This is a genomic window from Kribbella sp. NPDC026596, from assembly GCF_040638415.1.
Taxonomy (GTDB): Bacteria; Actinomycetota; Actinomycetes; order Propionibacteriales; family Kribbellaceae; genus Kribbella.
Genome location: NZ_JBEZYF010000019.1, coordinates 22,733 through 48,394, shown reverse-complemented (window position 1 = coordinate 48,394; position 25,662 = coordinate 22,733). Strand labels below are relative to the sequence as shown.

General features: G+C 68.6%; 22 protein-coding genes and 1 tRNA gene. 19 read left to right on the top strand and 4 right to left on the bottom strand.

Features of this window, described 5'->3' with window-relative positions:
- Window positions 1-59 precede the first annotated feature (59 nt).
- The 6 genes from AB0E63_RS18040 (at window position 60) to AB0E63_RS18015 (ending at window position 7,378) form a co-directional block, all read left to right on the top strand.
- Window positions 60-132: transfer RNA gene (locus AB0E63_RS18040), tRNA-Ala, on the top strand.
- A gap of 565 nt (window positions 133-697) precedes the next feature.
- Complete coding sequence (locus AB0E63_RS18035; protein WP_360366802.1) at window positions 698-1,534, top strand: LuxR C-terminal-related transcriptional regulator; 837 nt, start codon at window positions 698-700, stop codon at window positions 1,532-1,534.
- A gap of 116 nt (window positions 1,535-1,650) precedes the next feature.
- Window positions 1,651-2,076, top strand: a complete 426-nt coding sequence (locus AB0E63_RS18030) for a Fur family transcriptional regulator (RefSeq protein ID WP_360366799.1) — start codon at window positions 1,651-1,653, stop codon at window positions 2,074-2,076.
- Between the two features lie 36 nt (window positions 2,077-2,112).
- Complete coding sequence (gene katG, locus AB0E63_RS18025) at window positions 2,113-4,344, top strand: catalase/peroxidase HPI (protein WP_360366797.1); 2,232 nt, start codon at window positions 2,113-2,115, stop codon at window positions 4,342-4,344.
- Window positions 4,345-4,519: 175 nt separating this feature from the next.
- Entirely contained in the window at window positions 4,520-5,956 is a 1,437-nt protein-coding gene (locus AB0E63_RS18020; RefSeq protein WP_360366794.1) for a GuaB1 family IMP dehydrogenase-related protein, read from the top strand.
- Window positions 5,957-6,394: 438 nt separating this feature from the next.
- Window positions 6,395-7,378: a LuxR C-terminal-related transcriptional regulator gene (locus tag AB0E63_RS18015; protein WP_360366791.1), complete on the top strand. Its 984-nt coding sequence runs from the start codon at window positions 6,395-6,397 to the stop codon at window positions 7,376-7,378.
- 193 nt (window positions 7,379-7,571) lie between these two features.
- Here the strand turns inward: AB0E63_RS18015 and proS are convergent, their stop codons facing one another.
- From proS to AB0E63_RS17995, 4 genes are all read right to left on the bottom strand, one after another.
- On the bottom strand, window positions 7,572-8,984 hold the full coding sequence (gene proS / locus AB0E63_RS18010) for a proline--tRNA ligase (RefSeq protein ID WP_360366788.1): 1,413 nt from the start codon (window positions 8,982-8,984) through the stop codon (window positions 7,572-7,574).
- Window positions 8,985-9,181: 197 nt separating this feature from the next.
- A complete protein-coding gene (locus tag AB0E63_RS18005; RefSeq protein WP_360366785.1) occupies window positions 9,182-11,398 on the bottom strand; it encodes an NADP-dependent isocitrate dehydrogenase in 2,217 nt (738 codons plus the stop codon).
- 78 nt (window positions 11,399-11,476) lie between these two features.
- Window positions 11,477-12,151 carry a pentapeptide repeat-containing protein gene (locus tag AB0E63_RS18000; RefSeq protein ID WP_360366783.1) on the bottom strand — a complete coding sequence of 225 codons (675 nt, stop codon included), beginning with the start codon at window positions 12,149-12,151 and terminating at the stop codon, window positions 11,477-11,479.
- 30 nt (window positions 12,152-12,181) lie between these two features.
- A complete protein-coding gene (locus tag AB0E63_RS17995) occupies window positions 12,182-13,006 on the bottom strand; it encodes an ROK family protein (protein WP_360366780.1) in 825 nt (274 codons plus the stop codon).
- Window positions 13,007-13,337: 331 nt separating this feature from the next.
- Here AB0E63_RS17995 and AB0E63_RS17990 point away from each other — a divergent pair, with 331 nt between their 5' ends.
- The 13 genes from AB0E63_RS17990 to AB0E63_RS17930 all read left to right on the top strand — a co-directional run bounded on the left by AB0E63_RS17990 (window position 13,338) and on the right by AB0E63_RS17930 (window position 25,629).
- A complete protein-coding gene (locus AB0E63_RS17990) occupies window positions 13,338-13,877 on the top strand; it encodes a hypothetical protein (protein WP_360366777.1) in 540 nt (179 codons plus the stop codon).
- Between the two features lie 44 nt (window positions 13,878-13,921).
- Window positions 13,922-14,629 (top strand): YcnI family protein, encoded by a 708-nt coding sequence (locus tag AB0E63_RS17985; protein WP_360366774.1) that lies wholly within the window; start codon window positions 13,922-13,924, stop codon window positions 14,627-14,629.
- A 2-nt stretch (window positions 14,630-14,631) separates the two neighbouring features.
- Window positions 14,632-15,144 carry a copper resistance CopC family protein gene (locus tag AB0E63_RS17980; protein ID WP_360366771.1) on the top strand — a complete coding sequence of 171 codons (513 nt, stop codon included), beginning with the start codon at window positions 14,632-14,634 and terminating at the stop codon, window positions 15,142-15,144.
- Between the two features lie 11 nt (window positions 15,145-15,155).
- Window positions 15,156-16,178: a CopD family protein gene (locus AB0E63_RS17975; protein WP_360366768.1), complete on the top strand. Its 1,023-nt coding sequence runs from the start codon at window positions 15,156-15,158 to the stop codon at window positions 16,176-16,178.
- Between the two features lie 54 nt (window positions 16,179-16,232).
- A complete protein-coding gene (locus tag AB0E63_RS17970) occupies window positions 16,233-16,718 on the top strand; it encodes a MarR family winged helix-turn-helix transcriptional regulator (protein ID WP_360366765.1) in 486 nt (161 codons plus the stop codon).
- Window positions 16,719-16,893: 175 nt separating this feature from the next.
- Complete coding sequence (locus tag AB0E63_RS17965; protein WP_360366762.1) at window positions 16,894-18,426, top strand: ABC transporter substrate-binding protein; 1,533 nt, start codon at window positions 16,894-16,896, stop codon at window positions 18,424-18,426.
- Complete coding sequence (locus AB0E63_RS17960; RefSeq protein WP_360366759.1) at window positions 18,427-19,365, top strand: ABC transporter permease; 939 nt, start codon at window positions 18,427-18,429, stop codon at window positions 19,363-19,365.
- Entirely contained in the window at window positions 19,362-20,159 is a 798-nt protein-coding gene (locus AB0E63_RS17955; protein WP_360366756.1) for an ABC transporter permease subunit, read from the top strand. Before AB0E63_RS17960 ends, AB0E63_RS17955 begins: the two co-directional genes overlap by 4 nt.
- Window positions 20,156-21,703 carry an ATP-binding cassette domain-containing protein gene (locus tag AB0E63_RS17950; RefSeq protein ID WP_360366753.1) on the top strand — a complete coding sequence of 516 codons (1,548 nt, stop codon included), beginning with the start codon at window positions 20,156-20,158 and terminating at the stop codon, window positions 21,701-21,703. The genes AB0E63_RS17955 and AB0E63_RS17950 overlap by 4 nt, the downstream gene beginning before the upstream one ends.
- Complete coding sequence (locus AB0E63_RS17945; protein WP_360366750.1) at window positions 21,700-22,746, top strand: pyridoxal-phosphate dependent enzyme; 1,047 nt, start codon at window positions 21,700-21,702, stop codon at window positions 22,744-22,746. The genes AB0E63_RS17950 and AB0E63_RS17945 overlap by 4 nt, the downstream gene beginning before the upstream one ends.
- Window positions 22,747-22,814: 68 nt before the next feature.
- Window positions 22,815-23,636: a DUF364 domain-containing protein gene (locus AB0E63_RS17940; RefSeq protein ID WP_360366747.1), complete on the top strand. Its 822-nt coding sequence runs from the start codon at window positions 22,815-22,817 to the stop codon at window positions 23,634-23,636.
- Window positions 23,633-24,868 carry an MFS transporter gene (locus tag AB0E63_RS17935; protein WP_360366744.1) on the top strand — a complete coding sequence of 412 codons (1,236 nt, stop codon included), beginning with the start codon at window positions 23,633-23,635 and terminating at the stop codon, window positions 24,866-24,868. The genes AB0E63_RS17940 and AB0E63_RS17935 overlap by 4 nt, the downstream gene beginning before the upstream one ends.
- A gap of 80 nt (window positions 24,869-24,948) precedes the next feature.
- Window positions 24,949-25,629, top strand: coding sequence for a DUF1707 domain-containing protein (locus tag AB0E63_RS17930; RefSeq protein ID WP_360366741.1), 681 nt, complete (start codon window positions 24,949-24,951; stop codon window positions 25,627-25,629).
- The last annotated feature ends 33 nt before the right edge of the window (window positions 25,630-25,662 follow it).

Here is a 25,662-nt window from a genome sequence, read left to right as displayed (position 1 = left end):
ATCGCGCGACCATAGCCGTGTTAGAGTTTCGCGGTCGCCGGGAAACCAGCGATCAGCTCGGGGCTGTGGCGCAGTTGGTAGCGCGCTTCGTTCGCAACGAAGAGGCCAGGGGTTCGAATCCCCTCAGCTCCACCCACCACGAAGGCCGGTCCAACGGACCGGCCTTTCGCATGCAGAGACCAACCCACGCGCCACTTCGCTCGCTCCGCTCGCCCGCACCGCTCCCACCCGAAGCACGCGAGCTCCTATCGTCGCGCGCTGATCGACAACTGACGTGCGATCGGGGTTGGAGCCTTGTCGCGCGGCTTTGAGAACCCACCGACCATTCCGGGGGCCTGGGAATGGTTGGTGGGTGCTCAAGGCCGATCGGTGGCCAGACTTAGGCCTTGCCTGGCCACGGCGCCTTCTCGTCGGACATCTGAGCCCCCATGGTTGACGCGATCGTTCACGGCGAGGGGTGACAGCCGGTAGCCACGGCGTCCGGTGCGGGGGGAGGCTCGGATTGGATTGTTACGTTGAGCGATTGCTGGGCATAGTCATGGGGGAACTGGGGGAGGGGGCTGGGGTGGCTGTTCGGGTTGATGCGGGGACGGCTTTGGTTTTGCGGGAGGCTTATCACAAGATTCAGGCTTTGCCGCGGGGGAATCACTACGCGCTTTATGACTATGTGCGTGGGGTGGCGGCGAAGGTGGCGCCGGTGGATACGTTCTTTGTGGGGTTTCTGCAGGGGTCGGACCGGGTGCGGTACCCGTATGGGTACGAGGACGGGAAGTACGACGACCCGTCGAGTCACACGTTCGGGCCGAGTGGTCCGACCGCGTGGTTGCTGCGGAAGCGGCAGACGTATCGGTTCGGGTATGACAACGGGGCCGTGCTCAATGCGGGGATTCCGTGTGGTGACGTGACCAAGCAGTCCCAGGACGCAGTTCTCGTGCCGATGTTCCGGCGTACGAAGGATGGTCGCGATCAGCTGTTCGGGATGATGGCGACCTACAGCTACCAGGCTGAGGTGTACGACGACAACGCCGTACGAGCGTTTGAGTGGCTCGCCGGTGCTCTCGCCAAGGTGTTGACCCGGGAAGTCGAGGACCGCGAGGCACTCAGGCTCTTGCCGGCCGGGGACGATACGCCGAACCTGCTGACGTCCGATCACGTGATGGAGTACCTGTCCAACCGGATCGCCGTACTGCGGGGTCTCGCGGACCAGGCGCTGGACGTGCCGGCCGCCGCGGACGAGCCGCTGCGCGGGTATCTCGAGGGCATCGTTCGTACGGCGGAGCAGACACAGTCGGAGCTGATCGAGATGATGCTCGAGGTCGACGAAGGACCTGAACGACGGTTCCTGTCGCTCACCGACGCTCAGCAGCGTGTGGCGCTGCTCCTCGTGCACGGGCTCGACAACGAGGCGCTGGCGACGGAGCTCGGCGTACGGCTGCCGACCGTGAAGTCGCACCTCGGCGTGATCCTGCGCAAGTATGCGATGGAGAGCCGGATCCAGGTCGCCCACGACGTCCGCCGGTACCTGGCCCGCTGATCGAGACCCGCGGTAGGTGCCTGAGGCAAGCATCAACCGGGGCCGAGGCTGTCGCAAAATGAGAATCGCGGAAGCTATTCTTGACTCATTCCAGAATACGCGGCAGACTGCTCGACGTGCCGACGGTGGATGAGCTCCAGGAGCTGTTGCGCGGGGCCGCGCTGCGGGTGACCCGGCCGCGGGTGGCCGTGCTCACCGCGGTGTACGCGCATCCGCACGCCGACACGGACTCGCTGATAGGTGCCGTACGCAACGAACTTCCCGATGTCTCGCACCAGGCTGTGTACGACTCGCTGCACACGCTGACGGCGGCGGGCCTGGTCCGCCGGATCCAGCCGTTGGGCTCGGTGGCCCGGTACGAGTCGCGTGTGGGGGACAACCATCACCATGCTGTCTGCCGCTCGTGCGGCGCCATCACCGATGTCGACTGTGCGGTCGGGCACGCGCCCTGCCTGACCGCGTCCGAGGACCACGGGTTCGTCATCGACGAGGCCGAGGTCATCTATTGGGGGCTCTGCGCCGACTGCGCACGCCGTACCTGAATTCCTTTGAAAACGTCCAGTCCTGGAAGGAATCCGATGTCCGAGATCCATGAGCCACTGCCCGGTGAAGGTAGCGAAGAGAGCCGCGGCGAGGAAGACGCGCAGGCGGCAGGCGGCTGCCCGGTCGCACACGGTCAGGGCGCGCACCCGACCCGCGGCAACGCGAACCGTGGCTGGTGGCCGAACCAGCTGAACCTGAAGATCCTGGCCAAGAACCCGGCCGTGGCGAACCCGCTGGGCGAGACCTTCGACTACGCCGCGGAGTTCAAGACCCTCGACCTGGCCGCGGTCAAGGCGGACATCGCCGAGGTGCTGACCACGTCGCAGGACTGGTGGCCGGCCGACTTCGGGCACTACGGCCCGTTCATGATCCGGATGGCCTGGCACAGCGCCGGGACGTACCGGATCAGCGACGGCCGCGGTGGCGCCGGTGCCGGGCAGCAGCGGTTCGCGCCGCTGAACAGCTGGCCCGACAACGCGAACCTGGACAAGGCCCGCCGGCTGCTCTGGCCGGTCAAGAAGAAGTACGGCCAGAAGCTGTCCTGGGCCGACCTGATGATCCTGACCGGCAACGTGGCGCTGGAGACCATGGGCTTCAAGACCTTCGGGTACGCCGGTGGCCGCCCGGACGTGTGGGAGCCGGAGGATGACGTGTACTGGGGTCCCGAGACCACCTGGCTCGGCGACGAGCGGTACAGCGGTGACCGCGACCTGGAGAAGCCGCTCGGTGCGGTCCAGATGGGTCTCATCTACGTGAACCCGGAAGGCCCGAACGGCAACCCGGACCCGATCGCCTCGGCCCGCGACATCCGCGAGACCTTCGGCCGGATGGCGATGAACGACGAGGAGACCGTCGCCCTGATCGCCGGCGGTCACACGTTCGGCAAGACCCACGGTGCGGCCGACCCGGAGAAGTACGTCGGTGCCGAGCCGGAGGGCGCGCCGCTGGACCACCAGGGCCTCGGCTGGCGGAACACGTACAACACCGGCAAGGGCCCTGACACGATCACCAGCGGCCTCGAGGTCACCTGGACCAGGACGCCGGCGAAGTGGGGCAACGACTTCTTCGAGATCCTGTTCGGCTACGAGTGGGAGCTGACCAAGAGCCCGGCCGGTGCGAACCAGTGGGTGGCCAAGGGCGCCGAGGAGATCATCCCCGACGCGTACGACGCGGCCAAGAAGCAGAAGCCGACCATGCTGACCACCGACCTGGCGCTGCGGTTCGACCCGATCTACGAGCCGATCTCGCGGCGCTTCAAGGACAATCCGGACGAGTTCGCGGACGCGTTCGCCCGGGCCTGGTTCAAGCTGACCCACCGTGACATGGGCCCGATCGTGCGCTACCTCGGCTCGGAGGTTCCGACCGAGACGCTGATCTGGCAGGACCCGGTCCCGGCCGTCGACCACGAGCTGGTCGGCGCGGACGACATCACCGCGCTGAAGGCGCAGATCGCGGCCTCCGGACTGTCGGTGGCGCAGCTGGTCTCGACCGCGTGGGCGTCGGCGTCCAGCTTCCGGGGCAGCGACAAGCGCGGTGGTGCGAACGGCGCGCGGATCCGGCTCCAGCCGCAGAGCGGCTGGGAGGTCAACAACCCCGACGAGCTGGCTCAGGTGCTGCGCACGCTCGAAGGGATCCAGCAGTCGTTCGGGAAGCCGGTCTCGCTGGCCGACCTGATCGTGCTGGCCGGCGGTGTCGGTGTCGAGGTCGCGGCGAAGAACGCCGGCCAGGACATCGTCGTACCGTTCACCCCGGGCCGTACGGACGCGTCGCTGGAGCAGACCGACGTCGACTCGTTCGCCGCGCTGGAGCCGTCCGCGGACGGTTTCCGGAACTACTACGGCAAGGGCAACCGGTACCCGGCCGAGTACCTGCTGCTCGACAAGGCGAACCTGCTGACCCTGAGCGCGCCGGAGCTGACCGTCCTGGTCGGTGGTCTGCGTGTATTGGGCGCGAACTACGACGGCTCGAAGTACGGCGTACTCACCGAGAACCCGGGCACGCTGACCAACGACTTCTTCGTGAACCTGCTCGACCTGGGCACGGAGTGGAAGTCGACGGACGACAGCCAGGAGACGTTCGAGGCCCGCGACGCGAGTGGCGAGGTCAAGTGGACCGGCACCCGCGCCGACCTGGTCTTCGGCTCGAACTCCGAGCTCCGCGCCGTCGCCGAGGTCTACGCGAGTGACGACGCCAAGGCGAAGTTCGTATCCGACTTCGTCGCCGCCTGGACCAAGGTCATGGAGCTCGACCGCTTCGACCTGCGCTGATCCACCCCGTGGTAGAAGACCGGCTCCCGCCCTCCTGGGAGCCGGTCTTTTGCCGCCAGAGTTCCTTCTGGGTTCCTTGTGAGGGCCGATGAGGGCGTGTCAGGCTGGCGAGGTTCTCGTCGGACGACAGTTCTCATCGGGCTGACGGTACCCATCGGGCGGAAGGGGTCGTGCCATGCGGTTTCATCATGATCGGGAGGCTGTGGGGGATCTGACCTTCAGTGACGTGTTCCTGGTGCCGAATCGGTCCGGGGTCGCGTCGCGGCTGGACGTGGATCTGTCGACGACTGACGGCACTGGGACGTCGATTCCCGTCGTCGCGGCGAATATGACAGCGGTGTCGGGACGCCGGATGGCGGAGACGATCGCGCGGTGTGGCGGGCTGGCGGTGATTCCGCAGGACATCCCGGTCGACGTCGTGGCCGAGGTGGTTGCCTGGATCAAGGAACGGCACCCTGTGCACGACACCGCGCTCGTGCTGCCGCCGACCGGGACCGTCGGTGAAGCGCTGAACCTGTTGCCCAAGCGGGGTCATGGTGCGGTGATCGTGGTGGATCATGGCCGGCCGGTCGGCGTGGTGACCGAGGCGGACTGCTCCGGTGTCGATCGGTTCACTCAGCTGGACGGGATCATGTCCCGCGAGCTGCTGACGTTACCGGCCGGCATGGACGCAGAGGCGGCGTTCGACCTGCTGCACGACGGTCGGCATCGGCTCGCGCCCGTGGTGGATGCGGACGGCACGATCGTCGGCATCCTGACCCGCCAGCGCGCGCTCCGGGCCACCCTCTACGAGCCGGCCCTCGATGCGAACGGCAAGCTCCGAGTCGCGGCCGCGATCGGGATCAACGGGGACGCCGAGCAGAAGGCGAAGGCGCTGCTCGATGTCGGCATCGACACCCTCGTGATCGACACCGCGCACGGGCACCAGGAGCGGATGCTCGAGGTCCTCGGGCAGGTCCGCGGTCTCGAGCCCGACGTGCCGATCGTGGCTGGCAACGTCGTCACCGCCGAAGGCGTCAGTGACCTGATCTCGGCCGGCGCGGACATCGTGAAGGTCGGCGTCGGGCCAGGGGCGATGTGCACGACGCGGATGCAGACCGCGGTCGGTCGTCCGCAGTTCTCCGCGGTGCTGGAATGTGCCACCCGGGCGCATGAGCTCGGCAAGCACGTCTGGGCGGACGGCGGCGTGCGGCATCCGCGGGATGTGGCGCTGGCGCTGGCCGCGGGCGCGTCCAGCGTGATGATCGGGTCCTGGTTCGCGGGGACGTACGAGTCGCCGGGGGATCCGCACCGCGACAGCAACGGGCGGATCTACAAGGAGAGTTTCGGGATGGCATCGGCGCGGGCGGTCCGGTCGCGGACGACCGACGACACGCCGTTCCAGCGGGCCCGGAAGAGTTTCTTCGGCGAGGGCATCTCGACCGCGCGGATGTATCTCGACCCCGAACGCCCGAGCGTCGAGGACCTGCTGGACTCGATCGTCTCCGGGATCCGGAGCTCCTGCACGTACGTCGGCGCCGCGAACCTGGCCGAGTTCCACGAACGCGCTGTAGTCGGCCTGCAGACCGCCGCGGGGTACGCCGAGGGCAAGCCGCTCGACACGAGTTGGTGACCGAACAGCCCGTCGTACAACGAATTCCGTGCCGAAACGCTTGCGAAAACGACTACATCGTCTCTCATCCCCGGGGTGAGATTGAGGACACAACAATCTCATACGGCGGGCGATAGGCATGGTCCGTGATCGGTGGCACGGTGTAGTCAGCGGGGTGGAGGGGCAGGACGTCAGGAGGAACTGTCGGGGGGTCGAGGATCTCGCAGGGGGCGTGCGATCGATCGACGCGGGGGCTCTCAATCAGACGTCCTGATCGTGGTCGCGGGTGGTGGTGCGGAGTTCGACCGAGGCTTGGGAGGGCGACTCGGGAACTCCGAACCCACCACTCGCGACTGCTGTGCGCCGACGGCTGATGCGCGTTGGTGCTTGGCAATCCAGGGGGCCTGGCGGCATAGTCGAATGATCGACGAAAAGCTGGGTTTTCTGGGAGCCGGCGTTGTGGAAGGAGACAGGGGTGCCCCGCTGAGGGTCGACGCGGAGACCGCGATCATCCTGCGCGAGGCCTACCACAAGATCGAGGCGCTGTTTCGTGCCGACCACTACGGGCTGTACGACTACGTCCGGGTGGTGGCCGGCAAGATCGCCCGTGTCGACGCGTTCTTCGTCGGCTTCCTGCAGGGCAGCAACCGGGTCCGCTACCCCTACGCGTACGACGACGGCCGGTACGTCGACCCGGATACGCACATCTTCGGCCCGAACGGCCAGACCTCCTGGCTGATCAAGCGCCGGCAGACGTACCGCTTCGCCTACGACGGCGGTGCCGCGCTGCATGCCGGCGTCCCGCTCGGTGATGCCGTCCGGCGGTCGGAGGACGTGGTGACGGTACCGATCTTCCGGCCGACGAAGGACGGGCCGGATCAGCTGTTCGGCATGCTGTCGATGCAGAGCTACGCGTCGAACAGCTACGACGACAACGCCATCCGCGCGTTCGAGTGGCTGTGCAGCCTGGTCGAACGGGTGCTGACCCGCGAGGGTGAGGACCGGGAAGCGCTGCGGCGGCTGCCGGCCGGCGACATCGGGCCGAACCTGCTGACGTCGGACCACGTGATGGAGTACCTGTCGCACCGGGTCGCGTCGATCCGGGAGATGGTCGAGGAGGCGATGGACGAGCCGGACGTGGGTGCGTCCGTACAGACTCACCTGGCCCGGATCGTCGACGCCACCGAGCACATCCAGTCCGAGCTGATCGAGATGCTGATGGACACCGACGAGGCTCCGGAGCGCCGGTACACGAGCCTGACCAAGGCCCAGCAGGGCGTCGCGGTCCTGCTGGTCGACGGCCTCGACAACGACCAGCTCGCCGCCGAGCTCGGCGTCAGCCTGAACACGGTCAAGACCCACCTCAGCGCGATCCTGCGCAAGTACGGCATGCCCAACCGGGCCCAGGTCGCCGACGACGTCCGCAGGTACCTAGCGCGCTGACCCCCGCCCGGAACCACGACCACCCACCCGACGCCCACCCGTCCCCGCCTCATCTGGTGGGTTCCCCCACCGGTATCACGGTATGGAATCCCCCAGCTGGTAGGTGAACCCACCAGCTGGGGGGGTTGGGAGGCCGCGGGTGGTGGGCGATTCGCCGGCCCGGGTGGCTGTCCGGCGTTGCTTGACGAGAGGGTTAGTAGGAGCGGGCGACGAAGGCGGTCAGGCCGCGTTCGTCGTCCTCGGTCGGGAGGGTGCCGTCGGGGCGTTGGAGACAGCGGACTGAGATGCCGGCTGCGGCCAGGCGGTCCTCGCCTTCCTCGCCGACGACGTCGTACGGCAGGCTGGCCCAGCCGGACGCGGCTGCCTCCTGCGCTTCCTCCACGCTGGCGACGGCTGTGGTCCGCGCAGTCTGCCGCTTCGTCGCCTCCTCGAGCAGGTGCGGCTGGTCCGCCTCGATCGCGGCCACCACCGTCGAGGTCAGGTCAGCCAGGTTCACGGTCGACTTGCCCGAGTCGCGGAGCCGGCGGACCACGGTCGCGACGTTCTGCTCCAGATCGCGGGGCCCGAGCTCGATCCGGATCGGGGCGCCCTTCAGCTCCCAGTTCACCGCCCGCCGGCCGAACGGCTGGTCGGTACGGTCGTCGAGCGTCACGCGCAGACCGGCCGCCGTGAGGCCCGCGGCGATCCGTCCGGCCGCCTCGAGCGCCTCGTCCCTGATCGCGAGTACGACGACCTGCGTGGGAGCGACGGCGGGCGGGACCCGCAGGCCGGCGTCGTCACCATGCACCATGATCAGCCCGCCGACCATGCGCGTGGTGCTGCCCCAGGACGTGGTCCAGGCGAGCTCGCGCTGTCCGTCGCGAGACAGGTAGCCGATGTCGAAAGCGCGGGCGAAGTTCTGCCCGAGCTCATGCGACGTACCCATCTGCAGGGCCTTACCGTCACCGGTCATCGCTTCCAGCGTCATCGTGTTGACCGCACCGGCGAACCGCTCACGCCGAGTCTTCCGCCCGACCACGACCGGGATTGCCAGCAGGTTCACCATCACGTCGCGATAGACGTCGTACAGGATCTTCGTGGCGTACGCGCGGGCGTCGTCAGCGGACGCATGCGCGGTATGCCCCTCCTGCCAGAGGAACTCGGTGGTCCGCAGGAACAGTCGTGGCCGCAGTTCCCAGCGGACGGCGTTGGCCCACTGGTTCAGGAGCAGGGGCAGGTCACGGTAGCTCTGGATCCACTTGGCCATGTACTCGCCGATGACCGTCTCCGACGTCGGCCGTACCACTGCCGACTCCTCGAGTTGCTTGCCACCGGCATGGGTCACCACGGCGAGCTCGGGGCTGAATCCCTCGACGTGCTCGGCCTCGCGGCGCAAGTAGCTCTCCGGGATGAGCAGTGGGAAGTACGCGTTGGCCGCTCCGGCCGCTTTGATCCGCAGATCCATCGCCGACTGCAGCAACTCCCAGATCGCGTACCCGTACGGTCGGATGACCATCGTCCCCCGCACCGGCCCGTTGTCGGCGAGCTCGGCTTTGGCAATCACATCCTGGTACCACCGGGGAAAGTCCGCTGCCTGTGCGGCAAGCACGGATCGGGTCGCTGTCATGTTCGCCAGTGTAGGAACGGAAAATCCGTTGCGGCGATGTATTTCCCCGCCTTACAGCAACAGCTCCCGGCGCCTTGCGGGCGCCGGGAGCTGCGAAAGGAGTCAGAGCAGGACGACGGGGTGCGGCCGGGGCCGAGGTTGTCGCCGTACGCGGTCCGCACGGCTCGTCGATGCCCGCCGAATTCGCCGGGTGCTCGTCAGATAGACGCCAATGCGTCGTTCCAGGTCTTCGACGGGCGCATGATCGCGGCCGCCTTCGCCGCGTCGGGCTGGTAGTAGCCGCCGAGGTCGACGGGGTTGCCCTGGACGGCGAGCAGCTCGTCCACGATGGTCTGCTCGTTCGCCGTCAACGTCTCGGCGAGCGGGACGAAGGCCTTCGCGAGGTCGGCGTCGTCGGTCTGCTGGGCCAGCTCCTGCGCCCAGTACAGCGACAGGTAGAAGTGGCTGCCCCGGTTGTCGATCCCGCCGACGCGGCGGGTCGGCGACTTGTCCTCGTTCAGGAACGTCGCGGTCGCCCGGTCGAGCGTGTCGGCGAGGACCTGGGCGCGCGCGTTGCCGGTCGACTGGGCCAGGTGCTCGAAGCTCGCCGCCAGGGCGAAGAACTCACCCAGGCTGTCCCAGCGCAGGTAGTTCTCCTTGACCAGCTGCTGCACGTGCTTCGGCGCCGAGCCGCCCGCGCCGGTCTCGAACAGGCCGCCGCCGGCCATCAGCGGGACGACCGACAGCATCTTCGCGCTGGTGCCGAGCTCGAGGATCGGGAACAGGTCGGTCAGGTAGTCACGCAGCACGTTGCCGGTCACCGAGATGGTGTTCTCGCCGCGGCGGATCCGGTCCAGCGAGAACTTGATCGCGTCGACCGGGGCGAGGACCTTCAGCTCCAGGCCGTCGGTGTCGTGCTCCGGCAGGTACTCCTTGACCTTCGCGATGATCTGAGCGTCGTGCGCGCGGCTCTCGTCCAGCCAGAACACCGCCGGGTCACCCGTCGCACGGGCCCGGTTGACGGCCAGCTTGACCCAGTCCCGGATCGGGTCGTCCTTGGTCTGGCAGGCGCGGAAGATGTCGCCCGGCTCGACGGCCTGCTCGAGGACGACGGTACCCGCGGTGTCGACCAGCCGGACGGTGCCCGCGGCCGCGATCTCGAAGGTCTTGTCGTGCGAGCCGTACTCCTCGGCCTTCTGTGCCATCAGGCCGACGTTCGGCACCGAGCCCATCGTGGCTGGGTCGAAGGCGCCGTGCGCGCGGCAGTCGTCGAGGACGACCTGATAGATGCCGGCGTAGCTGCTGTCCGGCAGGACGGCGAGGGTGTCGTGCTCAGCGCCGTCCGGTCCCCACATGTGGCCCGACGTACGGATCATGGCCGGCATCGACGCGTCGACGATCACGTCGGACGGCACGTGCAGGTTGGTGATGCCCCTGTCCGAGTCGACCATCGCGATCGCCGGGCCGTCGGCCAGCTCGGCGTCGAACGAGGCCTTGATCGCGTCACCCTCCGGCAGCGCGGACAGCCCGGACAGGATCCCGCCCAGCCCGTTGTTCGGGGACAGGCCCGCCTTCGAGAGGGTCTCGCCGTACTGCGCGAAGGTCTTCGGGAAGAACGCGCGGACCGCGTGGCCGAACACGATCGGGTCGGAGACCTTCATCATGGTGGCCTTCAGGTGGACCGAGAACAGCACGTCGTCGGCCTTCGCCCGGGCGACCTGCGCGGTCAGGAACTCACGCAGCGCGGCCACGTGCATGACGGAGGCGTCGACGACCTCGCCGGCCAGCACCGGGACCGCGTCCCGCAGCACAGTGGTGGTGCCGTCCGCGGCGACCAGCTCGATCCGCAGCGATCCATCGGCCTCGATCACGGTTGACTTCTCGGTCGAGCGGAAGTCGTTCTGACCCATGGTGGCGACGTTGGTCTTGGAGTCGGCGGTCCACGCGCCCATCCGGTGCGGGTGGGTCTTCGCGTAGTTCTTCACCGAGGCGGGCGCGCGGCGGTCGGAGTTGCCCTCGCGCAGCACCGGGTTCACCGCGGAGCCCTTGACCTTGTCGTAGCGGGCCTGGGTCGCCCGCTCCTCGTCGGTCTTCGGCTCGTCCGGGTAGTCCGGCAGGGCGTAGCCCTGGGCCTGCAGCTCGGCGATCGCGGCCTTCAGCTGCGGGATCGAGGCCGAGACGTTCGGCAGCTTGATGATGTTCGCCGCCGGGGTCCTGGCCAGCTCGCCGAGCTCGGACAGCGCGTCCGCGATCCGCTGGTCTTCCTTGAGGTACTCCGGGAAGAGGGCGATGATGCGGCCGGCGAGTGAGATGTCCCGGGTCTCCACCCCGACACCGGCCTGACCGGCGTACGCCTGGATCACGGGGAGGAACGAGTACGTGGCCAGCGCCGGAGCCTCGTCGGTGTGGGTGTAGATGATCGTCGAGTCAGTCACAGGCCCCACCCTAATGGGCGTTCCCGCCGCTCCGGCGGCCGCGTGGGCAGGCTCACGCTCCGCCCCCGGACCGAGGCGTCAGCGAATGTCGAGGTCGTCGGGATGGGCGAGTGTGATGCCGGTCGCGACGGTGACCGCGCTGGTGAAGGCCAGGGTGTCGATCGGGGAGGCGGCGGCGACGGTCGCGCCGGCCAGCGAACCCAGCCCTTTCGCGCCGTCCCAGGTGCAGTCCACGAACACCGCGCCGCGCGCCTTGACCTGGGAGAACTCGGCTCCGGACAGGTCACAGCTCCGGAACACCGCGCCGGTCAGGTCGGCGGAGACGAAGTCCGCGTTCTGCAGCCGGCAGTCGCTGAACTCGACCTTCACGAACTTCGCGAAGCGGAACGAGCCGAAGTCCAGCACGCTGTCCCGGATCGTGGCGTGCTGCAGGCTCATCCCCGGGCCGGCGAACCCGGTCAGCCGGGACGAGGTGATCGCCAGCCGGGTCACCACCGCGTCGGACCAGCGGGCGTTCGCGATGTCGCACTGGGTCAGCTCGGTGTCGACCAGGATCAGCTTGTCCAGGTCCGAGCCGGCGAGCTTGCACCGGGTCAGCCGGCAGCCGCTCAGCTCGAGGTGCTCGGCCTCCAGATCGCTCAGATCCACGTCCTCCAGAGCGAGGTCGAGCAGCCGCTCCTCGTCAGCGATGTCGTCCGGATCCGGCGACGCGGAGTCGAGGGTGGCGCGCAGCCGCGGCGCAGCGATCTTCATGGAGCGACCGTAACCGGAGACTCGGACAGTTCAGCTGGAGCGGAGGTAGTGGGCGGCGGCGCCGATCAGGGCCGAGTGCTCGGTGTCCTTCGTGGCGGCGACGGGGAAGTCGAAGACGGACTCGACCAGGTCGAAGGCTCCGGAGATCGAGCCACCGAGGACGGTCCTGGTCACGCCGAATCGATCGATCCACGGCGTGAGGGCCGATGCGAGGTGGGTGAAGGCGGTCTCGAGGACCCCCTGTCCGACGGGGTCTCCGGTTCGGGCGAGGTCGGCGACCTCCTTGACCCCTGGGACCGGGTCCGGATACGCGCGCAGGATCGCCCGGGCGGAGATCGAGTCCTCCAGCGGCTTCCCGTCGTACGACGTCTTGTAGAGCTCACCGCCCGGCGGCACGGACTCGCCCTCGCGGACCACGCGGCCGTCGGCGAGGAACGCCGTACCGATGCCGGTACCGATGGTGACGCCGACGCAGCGCTCGACCTCGCGGACCTCGCCCGCGGTCCACTCACCGACCGCGAAGGCCTCGGCGTCGTTCATGAACATCAGCCGATCCAGGGCGAGCTCGGCGCCCAGACTCTCACCGAGGTTGTAGCCGTACAGCTGATCGAATTTGCCTTGGTTGCGGTACCAGGCCACGCCGGTCGCGAAGTCGAACGGCCCGGGCAGGGCCACCGCCAGACCGCTTGCCAGCGGCAACTTCCGGGCCACCGCCGCGAGCTGCCCGACCACCGCCTCGGGCGCCTCTTGCGACTCGAGCTTGACCCGGTCGACCACTGTTACGTCCCACCCACCTGGCGACACGACCGCCGCGGTCACGTGGCTGCCCCCGACCTCCAGTACCGCTACGTCCATGCGGCCCATCATCTACTACGGCGGCTCACCACCTGCCGACGGCGCCTCCAGCAGGCGGACGCTCTGTGCCGGACCGTTTACTTGGTGTGCGGGGATGTATTGCGCTTCACCGAGGGAACGACTCAGCCTTCCTGACCGTAGAGTGACTTAGGTCGTGTCTGATGGTCCATCGCCTACTGCGCGGCACTCGGCACGGCACCTCGGCGCACTGGCGCAAAGGCCACGATGCTCCGCATCGAGACCTTCGCTCCAGCGCGCCGAGCTACCGCACCGAGCACCTGCTCGCTACGGCGCTGGACCATCAGACACGACCTGGAGCGAGGGGACAGTCATGCCGGTCGAGAGCAGTGCGACGTCCGTGGTTGCGGCGCTGAGCGTCGCGGTCGCGGCGGTCGGTCACGCGCTCGTCGGCGGCAGTGCGGTTCCGTTCGGCGTCGTACCACCGTTCGCCGCACTGGCCGGTGTGTGCTGGCTCCTCGGCGAGTACCTCGCCGGGGAACGGTTCCTCACGGCCCTTGTCCTCGCCGGTGTGCAGCTGTTCGTCCACGTGACGCTGGACGCGACGCATCCGCCGATGCACCACGGGATGGCGATGCCGTCCGGGATCGGTGGCAGTCTGATGATGACCGCCGCCCACCTGTCCGTGCTGCTCGCTGGGGTCCTCGCGATTACCGGGGCTCACCGCTGGGTCTACCGCATCCTGCGGATCCTGGCCCGTTTCCTGCCCCAACTACCGGTCCTGCCTGCGGTACGGCGTACGTCGTCCGCCCGGGTCGCCCACACGCCGGCGCCCCGGCTCGTCGGGGCATGGCTGACCTCGAACGTCTGTCTGCGAGGACCTCCCGTCATCCGAGTGATCCCAGCTCGCTGACCGGCTCCGGCCGGGTTCCCCGTAAGACCGTGAAAGGTTCTCTCATGCCCAAGAGATTCGTCCTGCGCGCCGGCGCGATCGTCGCGGCGTCCGCGCTCGTCCTGGTCGGTGCCGCCACCTCGGCGTCGGCCCATGTCACCGTGTCCTCGCCGGATGCCAAGCCCGGTGGGTACGCGAAGCTCGTGTTCCGCGTCCCGACCGAGTCCGACAACACCAGCACCACCAAGCTCGTCGTCTCGCTGCCCAAGGACCACCCGTTCGCGCATGTCGGTGCGCAGGTGAAGGACGGGTGGAAGGTGGAGAAGAAGACCGAGAAGCTGCCCGCGGCGGTCAAGGTCGGCGACGTCACGCTGACCCAGGCGATCACCACGATCACCTGGACCGCCACTGCGGGCGGGATCCCGCCGAACGACTTCGACGAGTTCGCGCTGTCGGTCGGCAAACTGCCCGAGGGTGTGGACGCGCTGAGCTTCCCCGCCGACCAGACCTACAGCGACGGTGAGGTGGTCAAGTGGGCCGACGTCGCCAAGGACGGCGCTGACGAGCCGGAGCACCCGGCGCCGACCCTGAAGTTGGCCGCCGCGATCACTCCGGTCGCGGCCACCACCTCGGAGACCAAAGACTCGACCGACTCGTTGGCTCGCTGGCTCGGCGGCGCTGGACTGCTGGCCGGACTGCTCGGTCTCGCCTTCGGCCTGCGACCGCGGAAGGCGGCGGCTGGTACGGCGGACTCCGGGAAGGCACAGTCGTAGTCGTGCGCCGATTGATCGCGGTACTGGTGGCGTCGCTGCTCGCTCTGGTGGTTTCCACCGGAGTGGCGGCGGCGCACGCCAAACTCGAGTCGATGACACCTGCCGACGGGTCGTCGATGGCCGCGCCGCCGACCAAGGTGGTGCTGACCTTCAACGAGCCGGTCGGCAGCAACGGCACCCAGGTGCAGGTGAAATCCCCCAGCGGTACGAACGTCGCCAGCGGGGACGTGCAGGTGGTCGACAACACGGTGACCCAGCCGGTCGGCGCGATGATCGAGGCCGGCCGGTACGAGGTCGACGCCCGCGTGGTGTCGGCCGACGGCCACCCGATCACCGTGACCGGGTCCTTCACTGTGACCCACGCCGGTCACCCCGCCACCCAGCCCGCCGGTACGCCGACCGCCCAGCAGGACAGCAGCTCGAACACGGTCACCATCGTCGCCATGTGCCTGGTCATGCTGGTCGTGGTCGCTTTGGCGGTTGTGATCGTCCGTCGCCGCCCGGCCTCGCAATGAGCGAGGCGCCGGTGGGAGCGGAAACCTCGGCAGGCAGCCCGGTCCGTGGCAGGGGCCGGCTGGTGGCGGCCGGGATGGTTGCCGCCGGCATCGTCGTGATGGTGGTGGCGTTGCTCGCCGCGGGCGGTGCGCCGAAGCCGTTGCCGGCCGGACTCCTCGGTGCCGGAATGCCTTTGTCCTGGTCGGTTCCGATCCTGCGGTTCGTCGCTGACGCGGCCGCGATAGCGACCGGCGGCGCGCTGCTGGCCGTCGTCCTGTTCCTGCCGGCCACCGACGGGAAGCTCGGCACGAAGGCGTTGCGGGCCTGCCAGGACGCCGCGCTGGCCGCCGGGATCTGGGCCGTGGCGAGCATCGGCGGGCTGGTCACGACGGCCGCGGTGATCCTCGGTATCCCGCTGTCGCATCTGGCCGAGCATGCCTCCCCGGCCGGCCAACTGAGCCAGGTGAGAGCGCTCGCGGTGGCCGTCGTACTCACGGCGATCCTGGCCGTCGTCCTCAGCGGATGCCGAACGGTGCGCGGCGCCCGCTGGGCAGTCCTGCTGACTGCCGCGGCGTTGACGGGTCCATTGCTGACCGGGCACGGTGCGATCGAGAGGACGAGCGTCTGGTCGGTGCTCGCGACCACGTCGCTGGTTGTGCACGTCTTCGCGGCGACCGCATGGATCGGCGGACTGGCCGGCGTACTGCGGTATGCCCGCTCTCGTGAAGCGGTCGAGTTGTTCAGCGGGCTCGCCCTGGTGTGTGCGGTGACGATGGGGATCACCGGGTTGGTGACCGCGGAGATCCACCTCGGCGGGCGGGAGGACGGGTGGGGGCTGATCACGCAGTGGGTGACGAGCGGGTACGGCGCTCTGGTGTTCGCCAAGGCGGTGGCGTTCGCGATCCTTGTCTTGGTCGGCTGGTGGCATCGGCGTACGACGTTGCCGGACCTGGCGACCGGGGATCCGGCGACGTTCCGGCGACTGGCGGTGGTCGAGTTGCTGATCATGGCCGGGACCGTCGGGCTGGCCGTTGCCCTTTCGCGCACGCCATGAACTGCCGACTCTCGGACTCGATGACATGTCAACAGATGTCCGTACAATGGGCGAATGGCGGAAGCTGAGTGGCTCGATGCGCGTGAGGCGCGGCTGTGGCAGTCGTACCGCGACACGCATCGCGACCTGATGCGCGCCTTAGAAGCGCGACTGATCGGCAACTCGGGTTTGTCCGGTGCCGACTACGCGCTGATGCACCCGTTGTCCGTCGCGGAGGACGGCGTCCTGCGTACCCGCGACCTGGGCAAGTCGGTCGGCTGGGAGCGGAGCCGGCTGTCCCACCAGGTCAGCCGGATGGAGAAGCGGGGGCTGGTCTGCCGTGAGGAGTGCACGTCGGATGCCCGTGGCTCGATGGTCCGCCTCACGCCGCTCGGCCGGAAGGCGATCGAGGCTGCCGCGCCCGATCACGTCGCCGCCGTCCGCAGTTTCTTCTTCGACCACCTGACCGCCGAGGAACAGACCCAGCTGGCCGGTCTTCTCGACCGCATCGCCACCTCCATCCCCGCCGACCCCTGCCTGCCCTCCGACTGCGAGGACTAGTAACTCCCGGTACTCAGGGGTAGGCGTTGGGTGACACGCCGTCACGCAGAGCAGTCGGCGCGCGGGGCCGAAAGAATGAGGTCGTCTCGTTCGGATGCGCGCTGAATTTGACAACGGTTTTCATTATCGGCAGGATTCGTGCCCCGTGGCGACCTCACCGTGAAGGAAAATGCGGATGTCCGATGCTCTGAACAGGCGTGGATTCCTGGGCTTGGCCGGCGCGCTCGGCGTCGCCGCGCTGACCGGTTGCGGTGCCGACGGCCAGCCCGCGGCGCAGCCGAAACAGGGTGGCCGGCTGCGTGCGGTGTACGCCGGTGGCGGGGCGAAGGAGGTGCTGGATCCGCACGTCCAGAGCCTGTTCGTGGATATCGCGCGGCACAAGGCGATGTACGAGAAGCTCGTCGAGCTCGGACCCGACCTGAAGCCGGTGCCGCGGCTCGCGACCAAGTGGGAACACGACGCGCAGGCGACGACCTGGCGGTTCACACTGCGGGATGCGAGCTTCCACGACGGCGCGAGGCTCACGGCCGAGGACGTGCTGTACAGCCTCGCCCGGATCGCCGATCCGACCGTGCCCGAGCGGGTCGCGCAGTCGTCGCTGGCGACCCTGGACCTGAAGCGCTGCAGGGCGATCGATACGCAGACGGTCGAGCTCGTGCTGTCCGCGCCGAACGCGGAGTTCGCGGCATTGCTGGCGGGGATCGGCACGCAGATCGTCCGGGACGGCTTCAAGGATCCGACCAAGCCGATCGGTACGGGCGCCTTCCGCTTCGTCTCGTTCGACGCCGGCCGGTCGATGGTGGCGAGCCGGTACGACGAGTACTGGGACGAGCCGGCGCGGATCGAGGAGCTGCACGTCTTGTCGGCCGACGCCGAGGCCCGGGCGAACGCCGTACAGGGTGGGCAGGCGGAGTATGCGAATGACATGACCGCGACCTTCGCGCGGACCGCGGAGGCCGGGAAGACGGTGCGGATCGTCGCCGCGAAGGCCAGCACGATGCAGGCGTTCGTGATGAAGGTCGACCAGGCGCCGTTCGACAATCCCGACGTACGGATGGCGTTCAAGCTGCTCGCGGACCGGCAGCGGCTGGTCGACGTCGTCCTCGCGGGGCGCGGTGCCGTGGGCAACGACCTGTTCGGCAAGGGGTATCAGTACTACCCGGCCGAGCTGCCGCAGCGGGAGCGCGACGTCGAGCAGGCCAAGTCACTGCTGACCAAGGCCGGGCTGGTGGGGAAGGAGATCGAGCTCTTCACCGCCGACGCATCGGCCGGGTTCGTCGAGGCGGCGACGCTGTTCGCGGAGCAGGTCGCGGAGGCGGGGGTTCGCTTGAAGGTGACCACCGGCAGTCCGCAGACGTACGCCAAGGACCTGCTGACGAAGGGTGTCATCGGCAACCATCGGTCGGGTGCGATGCCTATCCCGCAATACATCACCGATCGATTGCTGACCAAATCGCCGTTCAACGTCACCCACTGGCGGCGGCCCGCGTTCGACGCCGGCTTCGCGGCCGCGCAGGTGCTGACCGACGAGGCCGCCCGCTCGGCGCGGTACGGCGAACTGCAGAAGACGCTGCGGGACGACGGCGGCATCATCGCGTGGGGCTTGCCCGACTACCTGGTCGCGGTGGCGGCGAAGGTGCAGGGCATCCAGGCGGTCCCGCCGAACACGCTGGACTCCGGGCGGTTCGACAAGGTGTGGCTGGCCTGAATGCGGTCGTACGCCGCACAGCGGGCACTTCTCGCTGTCGTCCAGTTGACTGTGCTGTCGGTGCTCGTGTTCACGCTGACGTCACTGCTGCCGGGGGATGCGGCGGACCTGCGCTTCACCGAGACGCTGACGCCGGAGCAGATCGATCGGATGCGGGCGCAGTTGGGACTCGATCAGCCTGCGCTGGAACGGTTCGGGCACTGGTTCGGCAACGTGCTGACGGGCGATCTGGGTACGTCGCTGATCAGCGGTGGGCCCGTGGTCGACATCGTTCGGAACTCGGTCGGCGCGACGTTGGTGCTGACACTGGCGACCCTGGCCGTCGTCGTGCCGCTGGCGGTTGCCCTGGGCATCGTGATGGGGACGCGGGAGAACGGTCGGCTGGATCGGGCGATCACGTCGGTGACGCTGGCGCTCTCGGCGATCCCGGACTTCGTGATCGCGGTGGTGTTGGTCGCGGTCTTCTCTCTCAAGTTGGGTTGGTTGCCGGCCACGTGGATCGGTGGTGATCTGCTCGCGTCGCCCGCGCTGCTGGTGCTGCCGGTTGCGGTGCTGCTCGGACGGACGGTCTGTCTGCTGTCACGGCAGGTCCGGGCCGGGACGATCACAGCCCTTCAGGCGGAGTACGTCGTACAGGCTCGACGGCTCGGGATCCCGCGGCGGCAGCTGCTGCTGCGGCACGTCTTGCCGAACGCGGCGGTCCCTGGGGTGCAGGAGCTGGCGCGGACCGGGGACACCTTGCTGGGCGGGGTCCTGGTAGTCGAGGCGATCTTCGCGATTCCTGGGTTTGCCACCGCTTTGGTGGATGGAGTCGAAACGCGGGACGTGCCGGTGGTGCAGGGGTTGACGTTGGTGCTGGCCGTTGCTGCGTTGGTGATCAACCTCGGAGCCGACCTGGTGTGCAACCGGTTGGTGCCGCGGACGGAGCTGCTGCGATGAGGGGCCGGGTGCCGCTGGTGGTGTCGGCAGCGCTCGTGGTGGTGCCGCTCCTCGTCGCCGTCTTCGGGCCGCTCCTTCAGCTGGATCGCAAGCCGGGGTTGCCGTATGCGGCTGACGGGTTGCTCGGGACGGATGGGCTCGGGCGGGACGTGCTGGGTTTGCTGTTGGTCGGAGGCCGGACAGCGTTGGGGATGGCGATCGGTGCGGTGCTGATCGCGTACCTCGTGGGTGGACTGATCGGGCTGGTCGCGGCGTCCACTAGGCATCGCTGGCTGGACGAGGTGCTCATCCGGCCGCTCGACGTACTGCTGCCGTTGCCGTCGTTGCTGGTGATCGGCGTGGTCGCGGTCGGGTGGCGTGCGTCGGCGTTCGCGATCACGGTGGCCGTTGCCATGGTCAACGTTCCGACCGTCGCCCGGTTGGTCCGCGCCGCCGCTCTCGATGCAGCGTCGTCGCCGGTCGTCGAGGCACTGCGGATGCAACGCGAGTCCTGGTTCGCGATTCACGTCGGTTACATCGGCCGCTCGGTCCTCGGTCCGGTGGCCGCCGATCTCGGTACCCGAATCACGCTGGCGGTGTTCCTGGTGGCTTCGGTCAACTTCCTCGGCCTCGGCTTGAGTCCTACCGCACCGGACTGGGCGGTGAGTGTCTCCCGCAACCGAGAGGGCTTGTTGTTGCAGCCGTGGTCCGTGCTGGCTCCGGCGCTTCTGCTGGTCTCGTTCACGCTGGGCTTCAACCTGCTGGCAGATCGGCTCGTCCATCGTTCCCGGCGTCTGGTGGAGGCGACCCGATGAGCCCGCTCGTCAGTGTCCGCGGGCTCGCGGCCACCGCGGGGACAGCGGTGTTGGTGGATGACATTTCCTTTGACGTTGCCGCGGGGGAGGTTACCGCTCTGGTCGGGGCCTCCGGGTCAGGGAAGACGACCTCGGCCCTGGCCCTGCTGGGGGAGCGCGGCGACGGCGTTCAGCTCAACGGGTACGCCGAAGTCGACGGCGAGGTGGTTGTCGACGGCAACGGGCCGACCGCGGCGGCGGCTCGGGTTCGCGGGAGGGTGGTGGCCTACATGCCTCAGCATCCGGGGAGCGCGCTCAATCCGGCGCGGCGGATCGGGGCGACGTTGCGGGAGTTGGCCCGGTTGCATCATCCGGGGGACGAAGGGGTCGTGCGGGACGCTCTGCGGGCTGCCCAGTTGGACGGGGACACGTTGCGGCGGTTTCCGCATCAGTTTTCGGGTGGGCAGCGGCAGCGGGTCGCGTTGGCCCAGGCGTTGACGTGCCGGCCGAAGGTACTGGTGCTTGATGAGCCGAGTACCGGACTGGACTCGATCACCCGGCTGCAGTTGGTGACCGAACTGCGAGAACTGGCCGCGGGTGGTCTGGGGATCTTGTTGCTGAGTCACGATCTCGACCTCGTGCGGGCGCTCGCCGCTCGCGTCGTGGTGCTGTCGGCCGGCCGGGTGATCGCCTCGGGCGGTACCGACGTACTCCCCGCCGCACCGGAGCTCGCCGCGGCGGGAACGAAGGCGCTCGGGCAACCGTTGCTTCAGGCAATGAACCTGTCAGCGTCGCTGCGGCCCCGCAGCCGGGATCTCGTCCTGCACGAGGTCGGCCTCACCGTTCGCGCCGGCGCCTGCCTCGGCGTCGTCGGCCGGTCCGGGAGCGGTAAGACCACGCTCGCACGGTGCCTGGCCGGCCTGCACGAGCGCTTCACCGGCCGCCTGCTGCTGGACGACGAACCGTTGCCGGTCCTCCGCAAGCGTTCGCGTGAACAGCATCGCCGGATCCAGTACGTCTGGCAGGAGGTCCGTGGCTCGTTCGACGAACGCCGCCCGGTCGATCAGCAGGTCGCCCGCACCGCCCAGCGTCTGCGTGGTCTCGAGCCTGGTCAGGCTCACGCCGAGGCCGTCGCCACCCTGGCCCGCCTCGGCGTCTCCGCGATCACCGCGGCCCGTCCGCCGAGCCGCCTGTCCGGTGGCGAGCTGCAGCGTGCGGCCCTGGCCCGGGCAGTCCTCGCGCATCCCGACGTACTGATCTGCGACGAGATCACCACGGCTCTCGACGACCACGGTACGGCGCTCGTCGTCGAGTTGCTGACCGAGCTCAAGGACCGCGGTACGGCGCTGATCTGGATCGGCCACGACCTGGGGCTGGTCGCGGCCGTCGCGGACCAGGTCCTGATGATCGACGGTGGCCGGGTGGTCGAGCAAGGACCACCGACGACCGTGATGACCGACCCGCACCACGACCTGACCCGGCGGCTGGTGAGGGCCGCCCACCTGGGTCACCAAGATTCTCCGCCCGTGCTCATTCCCGATCTGAGGAGCGAACCGCGCCGATGACGCGACTGCACGACCACCTGGCGGAGGCGATCAAGGACCCGGATCCGATCCGGGTCGGCGACCACCTGATCTGCTTGCGGTTCGAAACGATGAAGGTGTACTCCGCGCTCGGCGCCGTACGCCACCTGTTGGAGACCGGCGCGGTCCAGGTTGGGGACACGCTGATCGACAGTTCGAGCGGGATCTACGCGCACGCGCTGGCGCTGGCCTGCCACCGGTACGGGATGAAGTGCCACATCGTCGGCTCGACCACGGTCGACCGGACGCTGAAGATCCAGCTCGAGATCCTCGGTGCGACGGTCGAGCAGGTGCCGTCGTCGAACAACCTGCAGCTCGACCAGAACCTCCGGGTCCGGCGGATCGGCGAGATCCTCCGTGACAACCCGACGTACCACTGGATGCAGCAGTACCACGACGACATCCACTACCTCGGGTACGGCGCGGTCGCCGAGCTCGTCGCCGAAGTGGTGCCGGCCGGGCCGTTGTGCCTGGTCGGTGGGGTCGGGACCGGGGCGTCGACCGGCGCGATCGCGGCGTACCTGCGTGAGCACGGGCGGGACGTGAACCTGGTCGGCGTGCAGCCGTTCGGCAGCATCACGTTCGGCGCCGGGCACACTCAGGATCCGGACATGATCATTGCGGGGATCGGTAGCTCGATCGAGTTCCGCAACGTCCGGCACGAGTTGTACGACCGGTTGCACTGGGTCTCGTTCGACTATGCGATGTCGGCCGCGGTGGACCTGCTGCGGACCTCGGGTGTCTTCGCCGGGCTGTCCGCGGGAGCGGCGTATCTGTCCGCGTTGTGGGAGCACAACTGTGACAGCAGCCGGACGCATGTCTTTCTCGCTGCCGACACCGGGACGCGGTACGTCGAGTCGGCTTTTGCCCGGCATGCCGAGGCGCGGCCGATAGACTCGATGCGGCCGCGCGAGATCGACTCGCTGGACCAGCTCGCGGTGCCGTGGTCGGCGATGTCATGGGACCGGCGGGAGTCGGCCTGGGCCCGGCGCGAGGAGTTTCCATCTGCGACCCCGTCGCATTAAGCTGAGGCGCGCGACGGGTTCGGAGTCATCCGCCCTGCTGTACGCCCCGAAAGGCTGGCCGATCTACCATGACCACTCCCGCATCCGTCGACGAGCTCGTTGCATCAGTTCTCTCCGGCTCCCTTGGTCCTTCGCCGGCCGACTTGGATGTCACCAGCGCGTTCTGGCTCCACCACACCACCCGGCTGCCGGGTGCGGACGTCACCTACCGGAACTACTACGTGCTGCTCCGCGTCGGCGAGGTCTTCGGCGCCTGCTCGTTCGAGTCCGGCGAACTCGACCCGTCGTACTGCGCAGACACCTCCGGTCGCACCCTCGCCGACGTCCTGCAGTCCGACGACCCGCTGCCGGTACGCATTGCGGCTCTGGACGCCTACCTGGCCGCCGTCGAGCCGCATCACGGATCGCCGGGCGCCGAGGAGATCGTTCTCCCCGCCGGTACGCCGGACGTCCGCGCCCGCGCCCGTGACGCGGCGGTCGCGGGACTTCTGGATGTTGCCGAGGGCACCAAAGTTGCGTTGATCGGCGTGGTGAACCCCCTCGTCGACGCGATCACCGCCCGCGGCGGAATCTGCCTGCCCTGCGACTTCAACCTCCGCGAGACCGCCTCCGGCCTGCCTGTCTCGCGCGACATGACCCAGGTGATCGACGCCGCCGACGCCGTCGTCGCCACCGGAATGACGTTGTCCAACGGCACTTTCGACACCCTCCTAACTCGTTGCCGTGAGCAATCGAAGGCCTTGGCCGTCTATGCTCAAACCGGAAGCGCCATCGCCAGAGCCTTCCTAGGCTCCGGCCTCACCGCCCTCTCCGCCGAACCTTTCCCCTTCTCCCAATTCAGCTCCCGCCCCACCAGCCTCTACCGCTACCACACCAGGACCCACACATGAGCGCTCCCCAGAACCCAGCTGTCGTCGCCCCGCGCCCGATGGAGGTGCCGGGGGACTGGCGGATGGCTCGGCGGTTGTGGCCGTTCTTGGTGGCTTCGGCGGTGAGTTTGATTCCGTTCACGGTGTTCGGGATGTATCTCGTGCCGATCGCGGGGGCGGCGGGTGGGAGTGTGGCGGAGATCGGCGGGCTGCGGGGGCTGGGTGGGTTGGCGGCGTTGATCGTCGGGTTCTCCTTGGCGCCGTTGATCGATCGGCTGGCGCGGGAGTTGGTGGCCGCGGGCGGGCTGGCGTTGCTGGGGGTTTCGGCCGCGCTTGGTGCCGTGGGCAACGTGTTTGCGCTGGCCGCGTTCTGCTTGCTGATCGGAGCGTCGACCTCGATCCTGGCACCGTCGATCGGAGCGGCTGCGGCGGACCGGTTCCGGTCACCGGCGGCTGCTGGGCGCGCGGCGACGTTGGTGTCGGCGACGACCTCCGCGATGGCGATGCTCGCGGCACCGGTGCTCGCCGTACCAGGGCTGATCTGGGGCTGGCGTGGAAACCTGCTCGCCGCCTCGGCGATCTCACTCGCCCTGTCGGCCGCCTTCTTCTGGCGCGGTCGCGGACGCAAGGCGCCACTCGCAGCCCAAGGCCACCGGATGAGCTACCTCGCCACCTACCGCGCACTGGTCCGCATCCCCGGCGCCCTCCCGCTGCTCGCGGTCGCGATGCTCCGGACAGCAGCCTTCATGGGCTACCTCGCCTACCTCGCCGCCTTCTACGACGACAAGTTCGACCTCGCACCGGGATGGTTCGCCCTGGTCTGGTCGCTGAGCGGCGCCTCGTTCTTCCTCGGCAACCTGCTGGCCGGCCGCTACATCGCCCTCGACCGCCCGTGGATCAGCCCGGAGAAGATGCTGCTCGCCGGCCTGGGCCTCGCCCTCATCGGCGTCGCCGCCTTCTACTTCTCCCCGACCCTGCCGCTCACCCTGCTCCTCACCGCCCTGATGGGCGTCAGCCACGCGACCGTCGCCGCCTGTGTCACGACCCTGCTGGTGCGGCGCAGCGGCGACCTCCGCGGCTCGGCCCTCAGCGTCAACGCAGCCGGTATGAGCCTGGGCACCTTCCTCGGCGCCGCACTCGGCGGACTCGGTCTCGGCGTCGGCGGTTACCCGGGCACCTCACTCACCTTCGCCTCGATCACCGCGATAGCGATCCTCCTCGCACTCCGCGTTCGGCGGCCGGCGATCGGGTGACGACAACCGCTGCGGTGAGGGGTTGATCCGGGCTTGATCAGGGTCCTCCCCGAGCCGTCTTCGATATATCGTTTGGTCTTATGGAAAACCTGCCCGACCGCCCGCACCCGCACGCACACCTGCGGGCCTCCGACACCGATCGCGACCAGGTTGTCGACGTACTGCGGGATGCGCTGATGTCGGGGCGGTTGTCGCAGGACGAGCACGCCGAGCGCCTGGAGCAGACGCTGCAGGCACGGACGCTGGGCGAGCTCGAGCCGATCACCCGCGACCTCGTCGTACCGGGTCACGGCCCGCAGCCGGCCGCGGTGCCGGTGCCGGTGGCGTCGAACAGCCCGGTCCCGATCGAGGAACCGGCCAATCCGGCGGAGAGCTTCGACACCATGCTGGCGATCTTCGGCGGCGGCGAACGGAAGGGCCGCTGGCGGGTGAAGCGCCGGACCAACGCGGTCGCGGTGTTCGGCGGGCACGATCTCGACATGACCGACGCGGTCTTCGAGGGCCGCGAGGTGACGGTCTGGGCGTTCGCGGTGTTCGGCGGGATCGACATCACCGTCCCGGAGGGCGTCAGCGTCCGCAACGAGGGCGTCGGTATCTTCGGCGGCTTCGCGGCCCGTGGCAGCGAGGACCCGGACCCGAACGCGCCCGTCGTCGTGGTGAAAGGCTTGGCCCTGTTCGGCGGCGTCGGCGGCCAGTCATCCGCCAAGCGCCACGGCAAGAAGAACAAGGGCAAAGGCCACCACCAGCTCGGCGGTCACTGAGCAATTCGGATGCGGTCCGGCGGGCCGGCTCGT